The following is a 16,244-nucleotide window of genomic DNA, read 5'->3' as shown; positions in this document are numbered from 1 at the left end:
CCGCCGCCGACTCCGCCGCTCCCGGCCCCGCCGCCCCCGGGGCGGGCCGGGCCGCCACCCGCTGGCTGGTCGCCCCGGACACCCGGCACCCGTGGCTGCCGGGCCCCGAGATCCTGTTCTGGGCGGCGGTACGGGCGGCTCGCGCGGCCGTACGGATTTCGATTTTTCCTCCCGCCGACCAGGATGCTAATGTCTACGACGTCAGCAGGCGCCGCTAGCTCAGTTGGTTAGAGCAGCTGACTCTTAATCAGCGGGTCCGGGGTTCGAGTCCCTGGCGGCGCACGTGATGAAGGCGATGGGGTCCGTGGTTTCCACGGACCCCATCGTCGTATCCAGCCTCGAACACACCCCGCGCCCCGCAGCCCGCGTCACCGTCGCAGGGCGGCCCCCATGGCGATCTCCACCGTCCAGGCCCCGGAGGCCGTGCGCCCCTCCACCGTCACGCGTACGTGGTCGCCCGGCACCGTGAAGCTCTCCCCCAGACCCACCGGCGCGTCGGCGAGCGGCGGGTAGACCGAGCTCCCCCAGCAGTCGTCGCCGCGCGGATGGGCGTCGATCACCTCGATGGGGCCCCGGCCGGACTCCGCGCCGCTGTGCACGCGATAGACGAGGACGCCCGAGTTGCAGGCGGCCTTGTCGTTGCCGAGCGGGCCGCGCGCCTCGAAGGCGAGCGCGCTGTCGGCCCCGGTGCGCACCACCGCGAGCTTGGTGCCGCCCCCCAGGCCGAACGCGGGCGCCCCGGTGGCGCCGGGCACGGTGACACCGGGACCCGCGGCGAGCGGTTCGAGGGTCAGCCGGGTCGGACCGGCCTCGCGTACGCACACCACCTGGCGGGGATCCAGCCAGCCCAGTTTCCACTTGTGCCAGGCGAACAGGTCCGGGGCGAGCCCGAACTGGCTGCCCATCAGGTCCCAGTCGCCGACATAGGTGTCCCAGTCGCCCTTGCCGTCCACCGGCCGGTGGTAGAGGTCCGGCAGGTCGAACACATGGCCTGTCTCGTGCGCGAGCACCAGCCGGTCCGGCGGGTGCTTCTCGAAGACGGTGACCACCCGGCGCAGGTCCGTGCCGTCCGCCCGCAGCGGGGTGTCGAGGTTGACGACCTTCGTGGCGTCCGAGTCCACCCCCGGCGCGTCGGGGTCGGCGACGAAGTAGACGACGTCGTAGCGCGAGAAGTCGACCTGCGGGTCGGCGACGGCGAGCGCGTCCCGCAGATAGGAGGACCGGTCGGTGGTGTCCCAGTCGCGCCTTATCGCGTACGTGGTGGACGGCTTCGGCATCCGGATCCAGTGCCGCAGCGGATGCGGGCGGAGCGTGAACCTGCCGTAGGAGGCGCGGGCGAAGAACTGGCTGGTGGCCGGAAAGTGGTCGGCGGCGAGCTGGGCCGGGGTGGTCCGCGGGACCGAGTCCGGGAAGGACAGGAAGACCATCACCGCGTCCAGCGGGCGGGTCGGACGCGGATAGTCGCCGTTCCAGGTGTCCAGGCCCTCCGAGTGGTGGGCGGCGGTGCGCCGCAGCGCGCAGGGCTCGGTCGAGAACGGTTCGGCCACCGAGGTGCTGCCGAACAGCGAGGTCGCCGCGAGTGCCGACATCGTGGTGAACACGGCCGCGAAACTGCGCAGTCGGGGGCGCGGCACCGCACGGCCGAGACTCCTGAGAGCCCCGAGCCCAAGTCCCTCACGGAGCGGCTGACGCGGCAACGGGACCTCCGGATGCGGTTCACGGTTCGACACCGCATCCAGCCTGCGTAGCTTTGCTGTCCTATGTCCTGTTTATCTGACCCGGATGAGTGAGCAGCCCCGGATCTGGGTACAGACGACACCCCCGAAGTACTCACGGAACGTCACAAGCGATCCGCCGCTTCAAGGACCCGCCCAGGCGCGGGCAGAAACGATCTGTCAGAAAGGTCGCACCGTCAGGGACACTGGACAGTGGCTGGAAGGCCTTGGGACCACCCTCTATGATCGGCACACTTTTCTGCGCGGACAGAGATCGAGTGCACTGCGGGAGCGAGCGGTGAGCGGAACGTCCGAAGGGCCGACGCCCGCGGCAGACCTCGACCGGTCGGCCGTAACAGACAGTGATCTTGACGCGTCTCCTCTGAGCGTGTCGACGTACCGCTCCGTCTTCGCGACGGCGCCTCTGGCCATGGCCGTCGTCGACCGCGAGGGCATGGTCGTCGGCGCCAACGCCATGCTGGGCACCCTGCTCGGCTGCGACCCGGCGACGCTCGCCGGACGCTCCGCCGCCGAGCTGGTGGACCTGCCCTCGGACACCCGCGCCTGGCACGCCTATCGCGAGGTGCTGCGCGGCCGGCAGGCGAGGCTGCGCTGCACCCGCCGGCTGAAGCATCCCGACGGCCGGGCGGTGTGGGTGCAGGTCACCGTCGCGCCCCTGGCGGGCGGCGAACCCGGGGTCCTGCTCTCCGTCGCCGACATCAGCGACCGGCGTGAACTCCAGTCCAGACTCCGGCACTTGCAGATGCACGACCCGGTGACCCGGCTGCCCAACCGCACCCTGTTCTTCGAGCGGCTGACGGCCGCGCTGGAGGCGGAGTCCTACGAGCGCAGCGGCACCGGGCGGATCGGCCTGTGCTACCTCGACGTGGACGGCTTCAAGGCGGTCAACGACACCCTCGGCCACCGCGTCGGCGACCGGCTGCTGGCCGCCGTGGCCGAGCGGCTGACCCGGGTCGCCGAGCAGGCCGGGCTGGCCAGGGCGGGCACCCCGCTGGTGGCCCGGCTCGGCGGCGACGAGTTCGCGCTGCTCGTCGAGGACTCCACCGGCACCGACCAGCTCGCCGAACTCGCCGAGTCCGTACTGACGGCCCTGAAGGCCCCCTTCGAACTGGCGGGCCGCCGCCTGTCGTTGTCGGCCTCCATCGGTGTCGTGGAGCGGCACGCGGCCGGGACCACCGCCACCGGTCTGATGCAGGCCGCCGACACCACGCTGTACTGGGCGAAGGCCGACGGCAAGTCCCGCTGGACGCTGTTCGATCCGGAGCGCAACGCCCACCGCATGACCCGGCAGGCCCTGGCCTCCGCGCTGCGACCGGCCATCGAGCGCGGCGAGTTCGTGATGGAGTACCAGCCGCTGGTCGGCATGGAGGACGGCCGGCTGCACGGGGTCGAGGCCCTCGCGCGCTGGAACCACCCGCAGTTCGGCCTGCTGACACCGAACCGGTTCATCGCGCTGGCCGAGGAGGACGGCTCGATCGTGCAGCTCGGCCGCTGGGCGCTGGCCACCTCCTGCCGCCAGGCCCGCCGCTGGCAGCTCGACCACCCGGACGAGCCGCCGATCTTCGTCAGCGTCAACGTGGCCGTCCGTCAGGTTTGGGACTCCGACCTGGTCGCGGATGTGGCGTCGGTGCTGACGGAGGCCGAACTGGCGCCGAGCCTGCTCCAGTTGGAGCTGACCGAATCGGCGGTGATGGGCTCCGCGGGCCGTCCGCTGCAAGCCCTCCAGGCACTGAGCGACATGGGCGTGCGGATCGCCATCGACGACTTCGGAACCGGCTACTCCAACCTCGCCTACCTCAGCCGGCTGCCCGTGTCCGTACTGAAACTGGACGGTTCCTTCGTCCGGGGCTTCCAGTACGACGAGACGGGCGAGCGGCCGAACCCGGCGGACGAGGTGGTCGTGGAGGCGATGATCCAGCTCGCCCACCGCCTGGGCCTGACGGTCACCGCCGAGTGCGTGGAGACCCTCACCCAGGCCGCCCGGCTGCGGCACATCGGCTGCGACACCGGACAGGGCTGGCTGTACTCCCGCCCGGTGCCGCCGGACCGTATCTCCGAGCTGCTGGGGACGACGTCCTACGCGGTCGGCAACCCGTAGGCGTCCGCGATGAGTTCGTAGGAACGCAGGCGCAGTTCGCCGCGGTGGGCGTGCGAGGTGAGCATCAACTCGTCGGCGCCGGTGCGCTTCTGGAGGCCGTCCAGACCGGCGCGCACCTCGTCCGCCGTGCCGTGCACGATGTTGCCCGCCCAGGAGTCGACGAACTCCTGCTCCAGGGGGCTGAATTCATGGGCCTCCGCGTCCGCGGGGTCGGGGAAGAGGCCGGGCCGTCCGGAGCGCAGCCGGATCATGTTCAGGGCGGTGGCCCGTACCTGCCTGCGGGCCTCCTGCTCGTCGTCGGCGGCGAGCGCGGAGACCCCGATGAGGGCGTAGGGCTCGTCGAGGACGGCGGACGGGCGGAACTGCTGCCGGTACAGGTCGAGCGCCGGGACGGTGTTCTGCGCCGAGAAGTGGTGCGCGAAGGCGAACGGCAGACCGAGCATGGCGGCCAGCCGGGCGCTGAAGCCGGACGAGCCCAGCAGCCAGACGGGCGGCCGGTGCGGGGACTGCACCCCGCCGGGCGTGCTGCCCTGGATCGGGCCCGGGATCGCGTGGATACGGGCGTAGGGGTGCCCGTCGGGGAAGTCGTCGTCCAGGAAGCGCAGCAGCTCCGCGAGCTGCTGCGGGAAGTCGTCGGCGCCCTCGTTCAGGGAGTCGGTGCGGCGCAGGGCGGCCGCGGTGGCCCCGTCCGTGCCGGGGGCCCGGCCGAGGCCGAGGTCGATCCGGCCGGGGGCCATCGCCTCCAGCGTGCCGAACTGCTCGGCGATCACCAGCGGGGCGTGGTTGGGCAGCATGACACCGCCCGAACCGAGCCGGATGCGCTCGGTGTGGGCGGCGAGGTGGGCGAGGATCACCGCGGGCGACGAGGAGGCGACGCCCGGCATCGAGTGGTGCTCGGCGACCCAGTAGCGGTGGAAGCCGCGGGACTCCGCGAGCCGGGACAGCGCGACACTGGTGCGCAGGGCGTCGGTGGCGGTGCTGCCCGCGCCGACGGTGACCAGGTCCAGTACGGACAGGGGGACGGGCGCGGTGCCCCGGGCCTCGGCCCGGATGCCCTGCGCATCGTCGCGGGTGCCACGGGTGTCCGGTGCCTCGCCCGGGATCTCGTCTGCCGTCACGGTGGGTGCCTCCTGCTCTCGGCCCTGCGCTGTCCTCGGGCGAGCAACAGGAGACTGTCCCCGCTTATTCCCGGCCGCACGGCCGAACCCACCCACCGCTCCCAGCCGCACGCGCTGCTCCCAGCTCCGCCTGGCCGTTCCGAGCCGCACCCACCGCTCCTGGCTGTTCCCGGCCGCACCGAGCCGCACCCGCCGTTCCGGCCATGCCCGCCGATCTCGGCCATTCCGAGCCGCTCTCGCCGGTCCTGGCTGTTCCCGGCTGTTCTCGGCTGTTCTCGGCCGCGCCCGCCAGTCCCGGCCGCACCCGCTGCTCCCAGCTCCGCCTGGCCGTACCGAGCCGCACCCGCCGGTCCCGACTGTTCCCGGCCGCGCCGAGCCGCGCCCGCCGCGCCCGCCGCGTCCGCCGCGCCCGCCGCGTCCGGCCGCTCCGGGAGCCCGTCCCGGGGCTCCCGGTGGGCCCGCCCGGTAGGCCCTGCTCACACCTGTACGAGCGGCTCCCGTGCGAACAGGGATCCCAGCGTCGGAGCGTTCACGCGCCGGTCCGCCAGCCGCAGCGCCTCCCACACGGCGACCTGGCTCGCGGTGAGGACCGGCTTGCCGAGCTCCTTCTCCAGAGCGGGCAGGTGCGCGGCCGTGTGCAGGGCGGTGTCCGGCAGCAGCAGCGCCTCGGCGGACGGGTCGTCGGCCGACCGGGCCAGCGCGAACAGCTCCGCCTCGCCCCAGGCGCCCACCTCGGCGGCTGCGACCTCCGCGCCGTGGACCGCGACCACCTCCGCGCCCGCGGCCCGCAGGAAGTCCGTGAACAGTCCCGCCACGTCGTCCGGGTAGGTCGCCCCGACCGCGACCCGTCGTACCCCCACCTCGCGCAGCGCGTGCGCGAAGCCGAAGGAGGTCGCGGAGGCCGGTGTCCCGGCCGCCCGGGCGAGGGCGCGCACCTGCTCGCGGGCGCCCTCCCAGCCGAGGGCGAAGCTGCCGCCCGTGCAGGCCCACACCACCGCCTCGGTCCCGGACAGCCGCAGCTCCCCGACGGCCGGCGCGAGCTGCTCCGGTGCGCCCATCGCCCGCAGCGCCTCCACCCGGTGCGTGTCCTCGCCGGTCTCCGTGTGGATCACGTCCAGCCGGATGTCGCTGCCCAGGAGCTGTTCGATGCGCGGGTAGTCGTCCTCGGCGGAGTGGCCCGGGTAGAGGAATCCGAGTGCGGTCATGTCCAGCCTTCCTGCTGTTCTTCCGGCAGTACGGGCCACTCGCGCGCCGAGAAGTCCGCCGGCGCCCGATACGGCCCCACGGCTCGGGTACCCCGCCTGCGCGGCGCCGACCGGATCGTTACCTGGTTGGCCGACAGGACCGGTACACGCCCGCACCCCCGTACAGGGGACGGGCCAGGTCCGGGGAACCGTGACGGGAACCTCGCTCACCGTACGCAGGGGCGGGGCAACAGAACGTGTACGCGCCCGTGTTGACGCAGGTGGGTTCGAGTGCGAGCGTGGTCAATCCCTCCCTGCCAGACGCTCGGTCACCGCGAAGAACGGCTGCCCATGACCGTCCCCACGCTCCTCGTCCTCGACGCCGACCCCCCGCCCCGACTGGGCCGTCTCACCGGCCGGGTCCGGATCGTGCGCGCCGACGCGGACACGCTCGCCGAGCGGCTGCCGGACGCCGACGTGCTGCTCGTGTGGGACTTCGCCTCCACGGCGGTACGGGCCGCGTGGCCGGGCGAGGGGCCCCGGCCGCGCTGGGTGCACACGGCGAGCGCGGGGGTGGACCATCTGCTGTGCCCGGAGCTCGTCGCGTCGGACACCGTGGTGACGAACGCGCGCGGCATCTTCGAACAGCCCATCGCCGAGTACGTCGCCGCCCTCGTCCTGGCGATGGCCAAGGACCTGCCGCGCACCCTGGAGTTGCAGGGCCGTCGCGAGTGGCGTCACCGGGAGGGCCAGCGGCTGGCCGGCACCCGGGCGTGCGTCGTCGGCTCGGGCCCCATCGGCCGGGCGATCGTACGCACCCTGAAGGCACTCGGGGTGACGACCGCGCTGGTCGGCCGGGTGCCGCGAACCGGCATCCACGGCCCCCAGGACCTGGACCGACTGCTGGCCCGCGCCGACTGGGTGATCGCGGCGGCACCGCTGACCGAGCAGACGCGCGGCATGTTCGACACCCGCCGCTTCGGTGTCATGCAGCCGTCGGCCCGGTTCGTGAACGTGGGGCGCGGGCAGCTGGTCGTGCAGGACGCGCTCGCCCAGGCGCTCGCCAAGCGCTGGATCGCGGGCGCCGCGCTGGACGTCTTCGAGGACGAACCCCTGACCCCCGAAAGCCCGTTGTGGCAGGTGCCCGGGCTGATCGTGTCCCCGCACATGAGCGGCGACACGGTCGGCTGGCGGGACGAGCTCGGCGCGCAGTTCGTCGAGCTGTACGAGCGCTGGGCGGCCGGCCGGGGCCTGCCGAACGTGGTCGACAAGAAGCGCGGTTACGTACCCGGGCACTAGGACCTCCGGCATCTCGTTCGCGATCGGAACGGGTCCGCGTCGGCATAGGTCGCCGGGGCCCGGGTAGCAGCGCGGCCATGGCATCACCTAGGCGAATTGGCGAGAACAGACCCGTACCCACCCGCAGATCGCTGCTCGCGGGGGTGGTGGCACTCGGCGCGCCGGCCGTGGCCGGTTGCAGTCGCGTGGCCACGGCGTCCACCACGAAGGGCGGTGACCTGCTCGACCGGCTCAGGGCGCAGGGCGTCGTACGGCTCGGCATAGCGGGCGAGATCCCCTTCGGCTACATCGACCGGAACGGCGATCTGACCGGCGAGGCACCCGAGTTGGCGAAGGCCGTCTTCAAGCGGCTGGGCGTGAGGCGGGTCCAGCCCGTGCCGACGGAGTTCGGCTCGCTCATCCCGGGCCTCAACTCGCAGCAGTTCGACGTCGTGGCAGCCGGGATGTACGTGAATCCGGACCGCTGCGAACAGGTGATCTTCGCCGATCCGGACTACCGGATGCTCGACTCGTTCATCGTGCGCAAGGGCAACCCGAAGGGCCTGCACACCTATCAGGACGTGGTCGCGAAGAAGGCGAGATTCGCGACCGGGACCGGTTACGCCGAGATCCAGTACGCGGTGGAGGCCGGCTACCGGGAGAGCGACATCCTCGTCGTGCCGGACCAGGTCGCCGGGCTGAACGCGGTCGAGGCGGGGCGCGCCGACGTGTTCGCCGGTACCGCGCTGACCACCCGCGAGGTGGTCAAGAAGTCGCGCAAGGCCGAGGCGACGAAGGGCTTCGCGCCGCTCGTCGGCGGCAAACCGCACGTCGACGGGGGCGCCTTCGCGTTCCGGCCGGCCGAGACGCGGCTGCGGGACGCCTTCAACGTGGAGCTGCGCAAGCTCAAACGGAGCGGGGAGCTGTTCCGCATCCTGCGGCCGTTCGGGTTCACCGAGGCCGAGATGACCGAGCTGACCGCGAAGGAGCTGTGCGGCGGATGACCCCGGGACTCTGGGAACTCGTACTCAAGGGCGTGTGGACCACGGTCCAACTGCTGGTCTACAGCACCCTGCTGGCCGCCGCCGCCGCCTTCGCCGCCGGGATCGCCCGCACCCACCGCCGGTGGATCGTCCGCTTCCTCGCGGGCCTGTACACCGAGGTGTTCCGCGGGACCTCGGCCCTTGTCATGATCTTCTGGGTGTTCTTCGTGCTGCCGATCGCCTTCGGCTGGCAGCTCGTGCCGATGTGGGCGGGCACGCTGGCGCTGGGGCTGACCTACGGGGCGTACGGCTCGGAGATCGTGCGCGGCGCGCTGAACGCCGTCGACCCGGCGCAGCCGGAGGGCGGCATCGCGCTCGGCTTCACGCCCTGGCAGCGGATGCGGCTGATCCTGCTGCCGCAGGCGGTGCCGGAGATGGTCCCGCCGTTCTGCAACCTGCTGATCGAGCTGCTCAAGGGCACGGCACTGGTGTCCGTGATGGGCATGGGCGATCTGACGTTCAGCGCCGATCTGGTGCGGCTGGCGCTCCAGGAGAGCGCCGAGATCTACACCTACGTGCTGCTGATCTACTTCGTGATCGCCTTCCTGCTCACCCGGCTCATGCGCGCCCTGGAGCGGCGGCTGAAGGCCGGGGTCGGCAAGGAGTCGCCGCCCGGGAGGTCCGCGCGCAGGCCGCGCCGGGCCGGGGCCGTCGGGCCGCAGCGGGCGGGGGTCGTGGAGCCGCGTCCGGCCGGGACGGCCGGGGTCGGAGGTGGTGTCGCATGACCTGGGACTGGAGCGCCGTGACGGACTTCCTGCCGCTGCTGCGGCAGGGTCTGGTGGTCACCCTGGAGGCGCTGGCCCTCGGCTCGCTGATCTCGTTCGGCCTGGGGCTGGTGTGGGCGCTGCTGATGCGGACGCCCACACGCTGGGTGCGCTGGCCGGTCGGGGCGGTCACCGAGTTCGTCCGCGACACCCCGTTGCTGGTGCAGCTGTTCTTCCTGTTCTACGTACTGCCCGAGTGGGGCCTGACGCTGTCCGCGCTGACCACCGGTGTGCTCGGCATCGGCCTGCACTACTCGACGTACACGATGCAGGTCTACCGGGCCGGTATCGAGGCGGTGCCGGCCGGCCAGTGGGAGGCGGCGACGGCGCTGAGCCTGCCGCCCGGCCGGACCTGGCGGGCGGTGATCCTCCCGCAGGCGATCCGGCGGGTCGTGCCGGCCCTCGGCAACTACGTCATCGCCATGCTCAAGGACACACCGATGCTGATGGTGATCACCGTGCTGGAGATGCTCGGTGAGGCCCGGCTCTTCTCCCAGCAGCACTTCCGCTTCACCGAGCCGCTCACGGTGATCGGTGTGGCCTTCATCCTCATCTCCTATCTGGCCTCCCTTCTCCTGCGAGCCCTGGAGCGACGTCTTGTCCGCTGACACCCACCTGACGAGCGATCCCGACGCCCACACCAATCCGCCGGTGGACGGCAGCGAGCTGATCCGCTTCGAGCAGGTCACCAAGCGCTTCGGCGACAACACCGTGCTCGACCGGCTCGACTTCTCCGTCGACTCCGGCCGGCACGTGACGCTGATCGGCCCGTCCGGCTCCGGCAAGACGACGATCCTGCGGCTGCTGATGACGCTGACCCGGCCCGACGAGGGCACGATCACGGTGGCCGGGGAGCGACTGCACCCGGCCGGGGAGAAGCAGACCCGCGAGATCCGCAAGAAGATCGGGATGGTGTTCCAGCAGTTCAACCTGTTCCCGAACATGAGCGTGCTCAGGAACCTCACCGAGGCGCCCGTGACCGTCCTCGGGCTGTCCCGGGACGAGGCGGAGGCCCGCGCCCGCGAGCTGCTCGACCTGGTGGGCCTGGCCGACAAGTGCGACATGCGCCCGACCCGGCTGTCCGGCGGGCAGCAGCAGCGGGTGGCGATCGCCCGCGCGCTGGCGATGCGGCCGCAGGTGCTGCTGCTCGACGAGGTGACCTCGGCACTCGACCCGGAGCTGGTGGCGGGCGTCCTCGACCTGCTCCGGGACATCGCCCGCAGCACGGACATCACGATGCTGTGCGTGACCCACGAGATGAACTTCGCCCGGGACATCTCCGACCAGGTGCTGATGTTCGACGAGGGGCGCGTCATCGAGTCCGGGCCGCCGGAGAAGCTCTTCGGCGACCCCGACCACGCGCGCACCCGGGAGTTCCTCGGCGCGCTGCTGTGACCTCGGTTACCGACCAGGAAAGTTTTGGCGTGCAATTACAGGACGCGCACAAGTCATCACCCCAGGTCTCGTCGGGGTGACATGACTTCGGCATATGCCAGAGTGTCAGCGCCCCAGTTGAGGGGGCCACTTTCTCGCCAACAACCCCTTCCGCGGCGCTTCTTGCCGGTTATCGTGGAGGGGATCCGCTGTCCGGATCACGGCCCAGAAAGCGACCGGGGGGATTCACCGTGGCGCTGAAGCAAGAGCCGACCGCGCCGTACCACTCGGCTCAGGACGCCCTGCGCGTCCTGGAGACGGTGGCGCGGCACTCCAGCGGTGTCACCGACACCCTGCTCGCCCGCGAGAGCGGCCTGGGCACCGAGCGACTGCCCGCGCTGCTGCGCATGCTGCGCCGCGAGGGCTATGTCGAGCAGGTCGGCGACGGTGCGTACGTCACCGGACACGCCCTGGCCCGCCTCGGCTCCACCCACGACCGCGAGCAGGCCTTGCGGGAGAAGCTCCAGCACACCCTCGACCGACTGCGCGACTCCGTCGGCGCCGCCGTCTACATCAGCCGGTACGTCGACGGAGAGGTCAAGGTGACCCAGTACGCCGACAGCCCCGCGACCCCGGCGGTCAACGAGTGGGTGGACTTCCGCTTCTCCGCGCACGCCACCGCGGTCGGCAAGAGCCTTCTCGGCCAACTCGATCACAACGGCCGGCGTGACCATCTCGCCCGGCACAAGATGGCCCGTCTCACCTCGCGCACCATCACCAGCGACAAACTGCTGCTCTCCCGGCTGGAGGCGCAGCCGCCCACGGTGCCGGTGCTCGACCTTCAGGAGTACGCGGTCGGCACGGTCTGCGCGGCCGTCCCGATCACCGCCGGGTCCTCGGTGGGCTGCCTCGCCGTGTCCCTCCCGCTGGAGCACGCGCACCGGCTGCGCCAGGCCGCGGACGCGCTGAACCGGAACGCGGCGCCGGTCCTGCTGTCACTGGCGATCTAGGGCGCTTCTCGAGACGCGGCGCCCGGCCCGGCCGGGGCGGGCGCCGCGTGGTCACGAGCACCCCCGCGGACCAGGTAGTATTTTCTTCGTCGCCGGCCGCACAGCGCGGAAGGCGGGAGTCATGCGCCGCTAGCTCAGTTGGTTAGAGCAGCTGACTCTTAATCAGCGGGTCCGGGGTTCGAGTCCCTGGCGGCGCACAGAAGAGGGGCCCTTCGCGAAAGCGGAGGGCCCCTCGGCCATGTACTCCTCGGCCATGAGCCCCTCCCGCCCCCGGGCCCGGAACTCCGCCTCCAGCCCGGCCAGGTCCACGGCGCCGAACCTGCGGTAGGCGCTCGCGCCGGGCGGCCGCCACCACACCGGATCGGCGCACCGGAAGCCCTCCCCTCTGAGCCCCGCCCGGTGGACCTTGTTCGTGGCGGTCACCGGCATCCGCTCCACCACCCGCACGAACCGCGGCGCCATCTTCGTCCCCAGATCCGGCTGGGCCGCCAGGAACTCCAGGAAACCGGCCGGGTCGAAGTCCCCCGCGAGGGTCGCCATCACCTGGTCCCCGGCCACCGGGTCGGGCACCGCGTACACGGCGACGGCCACGGCACCCTCGTACCGGGCGAGGATGTTCTCGATCAGCGCGGCGGCGAGGTTCTCGCTGTCGACGCGCAGCCGGTCGTCGGTCCGCCCCGCGAAGTAGAGGAAGCCGTCCCGGTCCCGGTAGAAGAGGTCGCCGGTCCAGTACCAGCCGTCCCGGCGCCGCTCGCGCTCCGCCTCGGGGTTGCGCCAGTAGCCCTCGAACGGGTTCGGTCCGCGGTTGACCAGCTCGCCGATCGCCGCGTTCCCGTTGAGCAGCCGCCCGGCCGCGTCGAAGTCGGCGGGCGGGCACTCCGCGCGGGTGTGCGGGTCGAGGACGACGAGCTCGCCCCCGCGGGCCGGCCTGCCGACCGCCCCGGACGGGGTCCCCGGCGTCCACTGGACCGCGGCCCCGCCCTCCGAGGAGCCGTACCCCTCCACCAGCCGGACCCCGAACCGCCGCTCGAAGGCGGCCGCGTCCACCGCGCCCGCCTCCGTCCCGAAGCCCAGCCGCAGCGGATTGTCCCGGTCGTCCGGGCGGGCCTCGGTGGCCAGCAGGTACTGCACCGCCCGCCCCACGTACGTGAAGTAGGTCGCCCGGTAGCGCCGTACGTCCGGCAGGAACCGCGAGGCCGAGAAACGGCGGCGCAGCGCCACCCCCGCCCCGGCCGCCAGCGCGGGCGCCCAGTCGGCGATCACCGCGTTGCCGTGGAACATCGGCATGCAGACGTAGTGCACGTCGTCCGGGCCCACCCCGAACTGCTCCACCAGCGAGCGGCCGGCGGCGGCGAGCCGGCCCTGGGAGCAGATCGCGGCCTTGGGCGCGCCGGTCGAGCCGGAGGTGAAGCAGAGCAGGACGCGGTCGGCCGGGGTGGCCCGGGAGGCGTCCGGCCGGGCGTCCGCGTAGGGGGCGAGCAGGTCGGCGTAGGCCTCGGTGTCGGTCACCAGCAGGCGCACTCCGGGCAGTTCGAGTCCGTCGAGGAGGGGCAGGTGGGCCCGCTCGGTGACGACGACCCGGCATTCGGTGTGCCGGATGTCGCGGGCCAGCTCGGGCCCCCGGCGGGTGGGGTTGATGCCCGCGACGGCCGCCCCGGCCAGCGCGGCCGCGCCGAGCCACAGCGGGAACTCCGGGGTGTTGTCGAGCAGGACGCCCACATGCGGCTCGGCGCCCCTGGGCAGCAGCTCGGTCAGCAGCTGCGCCCGGGCCGCCGCTCCGGCCGCCGTCTCGTGGTGGGTCAGCACTTGCTCCTCGCACCACAGCCCCGGCCGGTGGTCCCCCCACCGCTCCGCGACGAGTTCGGCGACCGTGACCCTCGCGTTCCACGTGGACTTCATGTCCGCGCACGGTAGTTGACGGTCCGTCAGATAGCCACGGCTACGGCATGAGGTCATCGGCCGCGGAGAACATCAGGTGCGCGGTGACGATGAAGGTGACGCAGAAGGCGAGCGCCGCGCCGAGGAACAGCATCAGGCATCCCGACTCGGCGAAGAGTCGGCCGTGCGCCGGCGGCTTGGCCGTGCCCTGCTCGGGGTGGTCGGCGGCGTAGTGGACGGTGACGACGTCACCCTCCAGGGTCGTACCCGGTCCGCCCGCCTCCTCGAAGCGGACGGTGCGGCCGTCCCGGGTGGTGAACTCGTAGACGTGATGCAGGGTCGTCGACACACTGCTGTCGCCGCCGCCTCCGCTGGTGGTCGTGTACGTGCGCAGGCAGCGCGCCTCGGCGACCAGGCCACTGCCCCAGGCCCGGCTGACCCGCCGGGAACGCTTGACCACCGCGTACATGGCACAGAGCAGCCCGACGATCATGATCGACGGGATGATGACGAAGAAGATCTCCACGGGTCCCCCGGCCTCGAGAACACCTACCCCCCGGTAGGCGTGTCAGGAACCTACCCCCGGGTGGCGGCCGACCGGCTCAAGGGACGCTCAGAACTCACCGGGCGGGCGGGCGTCCGGCGACGGGTCCGCCCGGGGGCGGACCCGTGTGCGCCGGGCACCGGTGACACCGGCGCGCACGGACCCTGCCCGTGGGGGGATCAGAAGGTGACGTCGGAGCAGGCGTAGAACGCGTTGGCCGTGTCCGCGATCGTCCACACCGCGACGATGACGTGGTGGCCGCTCAGCCCGGACGGCAGCGTGCCGCTGTGGGAGAGCGTGGACGGCGGGCGCTGGCCGTTGTAGGGCACCGTCAGGAACGGTGTGGTGGTGAGGTCGGCGCGGGTCAGGTTGTGGTTCTGGTTCCAGCCCGCCTTGGTGACGTAGTACCGGAAGTCGGTGGTGGCGTGCATGGCGGTGAACTGCCAGCGGAAGGTGTAGCTCTGCCCGCCGGTCACCTTGGTGGTCGGCCAGGCTCCGCCCGAGGGGGTCTTCGGGCTGTCGAGCTGGGCGAACCGCGTGTTGTTGCCTGAGCAGATCTGGCCGTCGGCCGGACCCGCGGCCGGGAAGCCCTTGGGCCCCTCGACGCTCTGCGGCTCCCACTGGATGTCGCCGCAGTTCGTGACCGTGCCGTTCTGGCAGAGCTTCTGCCTGCTGACGGGCAGGTCGGTGTAGCCGTGGCTGCTGGCGCCGCCGGCCGAGAGCACGAGGGCTCCGGTGGTGGCGAGGCCCAGCACGGCGGCGTACCACTTGGTCCGTGTGCGCATACTGCCGCTCCTGGAGAACGTGGGGAGGTTCACTGAGGCGTGCAGGTCTAGACCAAGTCTCAGATTATTGCCGTCAATTGAACATGTCCATACCAATCACGGGCTTGCTTCGCCCCGGCCCGCGCAGAACGCCACCGTCAGGTCCTTCACCAGCGCCTTGCGCTCGTAGTCGTCCAGTTCGACCAGTCCGCGCATGGTCAGCCGGGTCACCGTGTCCTCCACCGAGTCGAGGACCGAGGTGAGCACGCTCGCCCGCTGCCGCGCGTCCAGCGCGGCGATCCGGCGGCGCTGCATCGCGGCGGCGACCTCCGGGGCGTACTCCACCCGCACCGGCCGCACCGAGAACACCTCCAGACCGACCTCCCCCGCGTCCCGCGCCACCCGTCTGCCCAGCGCGTCGGCGGCCGCGTCCAGCGAACCCCGCGCCGCGCCCGGCATCTCCACCGGCACCCGGGCCAGCGCCGCCTCCACGCACTCGCGCAGATACGTCTCGTGGTCCTCGACCCCGAGCATGGCCCGCGCGGTGTCCCGCACCCGCCACACCACCAGCACCAGGACCCGCAGCGCGACCCCGTTGCCGTCGGCGGCCTGCATCGGCTCGCTGCGCCAGTGCCGCAGCCGCACGTCCACCCGGTGGCGCAGCAGCAGCGGGTTGACCCACGTCAGGCCGGTGCGCCGGACGGTCCCCCGGTAGCGGCCGAACTGGTCGAGCACCCAGGCCTGTCCGGTCCGGCCCCGGGCCAGGCCGCCGAACCCGAACAGCCCGAGCGCCACGGTCCCGGCGTACGCCGCCCACTGCGCCGGGCCGAGCCCGGCGCCCGCCGACGCGGGCAGCCACAGCGCCTGCGCGACCGGCACCGGCAGCGCACCCGTCCACCACGAGACCACCGCGCAGCCGGCCGTTCCGCAGGCCCCGGCGAGCACACCCAGCGCGCCGGGCAGCGCCCGCCCGCGGTGCTCCACCAGCTCGGGGTCGACCTGCGGCACGGGCGGCGCGGTGGCGAGTCCGGGGCGCCGGAAGCGCGGCTGCTCGCCGGCGCCCGGCCGGCGCCCCACGACCGCGGGCGCGACCGGCACGGACACCGGGTCCGGCTCGTCGCGGAAGAGCAGATGGACGGGGATCTCGGTGGTCACCTCGTTCTGGATCAGCCGGACGGGCCTGCACTGCTCCTCGGCCGGTGCCGGACCGTCCTGCCCCCCGGACCGGCCCGGTCCGTCCTGCCCCTCGGCCCGGCCCGGTCGGTCCTGCCCCTCGGCCGGTCCCGGTCCGCCGGACTCGGGCGGCGTCTGTGACGTGGTCGTCGTGCTCATACGTGCCTCCAGCCTCCGCGCCAGATGCGTCGCATCAGGGGCGAGTAGGGGGTCCGCGCGTGATTGCCGGTGGAGCTGCGGGAGTCGCCGGTGGGGCTGCGGGTGACCGTCGGGCCGGGGG

14 protein-coding genes, 2 tRNA genes and 2 pseudogenes are annotated in these 16,244 nt (G+C 72.5%); 10 read left to right on the top strand and 8 right to left on the bottom strand.

Annotation, left to right across the window (positions count from 1 at the left end; translation table 11 throughout):
* Positions 1 to 218, top strand: a pseudogene (locus FNH09_RS35615) (hypothetical protein); the annotation flags it as partial.
* Positions 209 to 282, top strand: a tRNA-Lys gene (locus FNH09_RS35610). The pseudogene FNH09_RS35615 and the gene FNH09_RS35610, both read left to right, overlap by 10 nt.
* Before the next feature lie 86 nt (positions 283 to 368).
* Here FNH09_RS35610 and FNH09_RS35605 read toward each other — a convergent pair.
* A complete protein-coding gene (locus tag FNH09_RS35605) occupies positions 369 to 1,589 on the bottom strand; it encodes a M6 family metalloprotease domain-containing protein (protein WP_162469598.1) in 1,221 nt (406 codons plus the stop codon).
* Positions 1,590 to 2,013: 424 nt separating this feature from the next.
* On the opposite strand from FNH09_RS35605, the gene FNH09_RS35600 reads away from it, so the two are divergent.
* Positions 2,014 to 3,834, top strand: coding sequence for an EAL domain-containing protein (locus tag FNH09_RS35600; RefSeq protein WP_162469596.1), 1,821 nt, complete (start codon positions 2,014 to 2,016; stop codon positions 3,832 to 3,834).
* Here FNH09_RS35600 and FNH09_RS35595 read toward each other — a convergent pair.
* The 3 genes and pseudogenes from FNH09_RS35595 to FNH09_RS50330 form a co-directional block, all read right to left on the bottom strand.
* Positions 3,813 to 4,937, bottom strand: coding sequence for an LLM class flavin-dependent oxidoreductase (locus tag FNH09_RS35595; RefSeq protein WP_420802810.1), 1,125 nt, complete (start codon positions 4,935 to 4,937; stop codon positions 3,813 to 3,815). The genes FNH09_RS35600 and FNH09_RS35595 overlap by 22 nt on opposite strands.
* A 491-nt stretch (positions 4,938 to 5,428) precedes the next feature.
* Positions 5,429 to 6,157, bottom strand: a complete 729-nt coding sequence (locus tag FNH09_RS35585; protein WP_152894015.1) for a maleate cis-trans isomerase family protein — start codon at positions 6,155 to 6,157, stop codon at positions 5,429 to 5,431.
* Positions 6,154 to 6,306, bottom strand: a pseudogene (locus FNH09_RS50330) (maleate cis-trans isomerase family protein); the annotation flags it as partial. The gene FNH09_RS35585 and the pseudogene FNH09_RS50330, both read right to left, overlap by 4 nt.
* 181 nt (positions 6,307 to 6,487) lie before the next feature.
* Here FNH09_RS50330 and FNH09_RS35580 point away from each other — a divergent pair.
* From FNH09_RS35580 to FNH09_RS35550, 7 genes are all read left to right on the top strand, one after another.
* Complete coding sequence (locus tag FNH09_RS35580; protein WP_202919827.1) at positions 6,488 to 7,435, top strand: D-2-hydroxyacid dehydrogenase; 948 nt, start codon at positions 6,488 to 6,490, stop codon at positions 7,433 to 7,435.
* 77 nt (positions 7,436 to 7,512) lie between these two features.
* Positions 7,513 to 8,418, top strand: coding sequence for an ectoine/hydroxyectoine ABC transporter substrate-binding protein EhuB (ehuB, locus tag FNH09_RS35575; RefSeq protein WP_152894014.1), 906 nt, complete (start codon positions 7,513 to 7,515; stop codon positions 8,416 to 8,418).
* On the top strand, positions 8,415 to 9,182 hold the full coding sequence (gene ehuC, locus FNH09_RS35570; RefSeq protein ID WP_152894013.1) for an ectoine/hydroxyectoine ABC transporter permease subunit EhuC: 768 nt from the start codon (positions 8,415 to 8,417) through the stop codon (positions 9,180 to 9,182). Before ehuB ends, ehuC begins: the two co-directional genes overlap by 4 nt.
* A complete protein-coding gene (ehuD, locus tag FNH09_RS35565; protein WP_152894012.1) occupies positions 9,179 to 9,829 on the top strand; it encodes an ectoine/hydroxyectoine ABC transporter permease subunit EhuD in 651 nt (216 codons plus the stop codon). Before ehuC ends, ehuD begins: the two co-directional genes overlap by 4 nt.
* Positions 9,819 to 10,616, top strand: coding sequence for an amino acid ABC transporter ATP-binding protein (locus FNH09_RS35560; RefSeq protein WP_202919826.1), 798 nt, complete (start codon positions 9,819 to 9,821; stop codon positions 10,614 to 10,616). Before ehuD ends, FNH09_RS35560 begins: the two co-directional genes overlap by 11 nt.
* A 230-nt stretch (positions 10,617 to 10,846) precedes the next feature.
* Positions 10,847 to 11,605: an IclR family transcriptional regulator domain-containing protein gene (locus tag FNH09_RS35555; protein WP_162469595.1), complete on the top strand. Its 759-nt coding sequence runs from the start codon at positions 10,847 to 10,849 to the stop codon at positions 11,603 to 11,605.
* 123 nt (positions 11,606 to 11,728) lie between these two features.
* Positions 11,729 to 11,802: transfer RNA gene (locus tag FNH09_RS35550), tRNA-Lys, on the top strand.
* Here FNH09_RS35550 and FNH09_RS35545 read toward each other — a convergent pair.
* The 4 genes from FNH09_RS35545 to FNH09_RS35530 form a co-directional block, all read right to left on the bottom strand.
* On the bottom strand, positions 11,768 to 13,504 hold the full coding sequence (locus FNH09_RS35545) for an AMP-binding protein (RefSeq protein WP_152894011.1): 1,737 nt from the start codon (positions 13,502 to 13,504) through the stop codon (positions 11,768 to 11,770). The genes FNH09_RS35550 and FNH09_RS35545 overlap by 35 nt on opposite strands.
* A 40-nt stretch (positions 13,505 to 13,544) precedes the next feature.
* Complete coding sequence (locus FNH09_RS35540) at positions 13,545 to 14,009, bottom strand: DUF3592 domain-containing protein (RefSeq protein WP_338017792.1); 465 nt, start codon at positions 14,007 to 14,009, stop codon at positions 13,545 to 13,547.
* A 197-nt stretch (positions 14,010 to 14,206) separates the two neighbouring features.
* The gene (locus FNH09_RS35535; protein ID WP_152894010.1) at positions 14,207 to 14,812 is read right to left on the bottom strand and encodes a lytic polysaccharide monooxygenase auxiliary activity family 9 protein; all 606 of its coding nucleotides are present in this window, start codon (positions 14,810 to 14,812) and stop codon (positions 14,207 to 14,209) included.
* Between the two features lie 96 nt (positions 14,813 to 14,908).
* On the bottom strand, positions 14,909 to 16,123 hold the full coding sequence (locus FNH09_RS35530; protein WP_152894009.1) for an SPFH domain-containing protein: 1,215 nt from the start codon (positions 16,121 to 16,123) through the stop codon (positions 14,909 to 14,911).
* Positions 16,124 to 16,244 lie beyond the last annotated feature (121 nt).

The sequence above is a fragment of the Streptomyces adustus genome (assembly GCF_009377175.1).
In the GTDB taxonomy this organism is placed as follows: domain Bacteria; phylum Actinomycetota; class Actinomycetes; order Streptomycetales; family Streptomycetaceae; genus Streptomyces; species Streptomyces adustus.
Note: the sequence above shows the minus strand (reverse complement) of the source record. Positions and strands in the feature narration are given on the sequence as shown.

Bases quoted from the DNA above. Each gene is read 5' to 3' on its own strand.
- FNH09_RS35530 (WP_152894009.1), bottom strand. From the start codon at position 16,123: ATGAGCACGACGACCACGTCACAGACGCCGCCCGAGTCCGGCGGACCG.
- ehuB (WP_152894014.1), top strand. From the start codon at position 7,513: ATGGCATCACCTAGGCGAATTGGCGAGAACAGACCCGTACCCACCCGC.
- FNH09_RS35580 (WP_202919827.1), top strand. From the start codon at position 6,488: ATGACCGTCCCCACGCTCCTCGTCCTCGACGCCGACCCCCCGCCCCGA.
- ehuC (WP_152894013.1), top strand. From the start codon at position 8,415: ATGACCCCGGGACTCTGGGAACTCGTACTCAAGGGCGTGTGGACCACG.
- FNH09_RS35585 (WP_152894015.1), bottom strand. From the start codon at position 6,157: ATGACCGCACTCGGATTCCTCTACCCGGGCCACTCCGCCGAGGACGAC.
- ehuD (WP_152894012.1), top strand. From the start codon at position 9,179: ATGACCTGGGACTGGAGCGCCGTGACGGACTTCCTGCCGCTGCTGCGG.
- FNH09_RS35605 (WP_162469598.1), bottom strand. From the start codon at position 1,589: ATGTCGGCACTCGCGGCGACCTCGCTGTTCGGCAGCACCTCGGTGGCC.
- FNH09_RS35545 (WP_152894011.1), bottom strand. From the start codon at position 13,504: ATGAAGTCCACGTGGAACGCGAGGGTCACGGTCGCCGAACTCGTCGCG.
- FNH09_RS35535 (WP_152894010.1), bottom strand. From the start codon at position 14,812: ATGCGCACACGGACCAAGTGGTACGCCGCCGTGCTGGGCCTCGCCACC.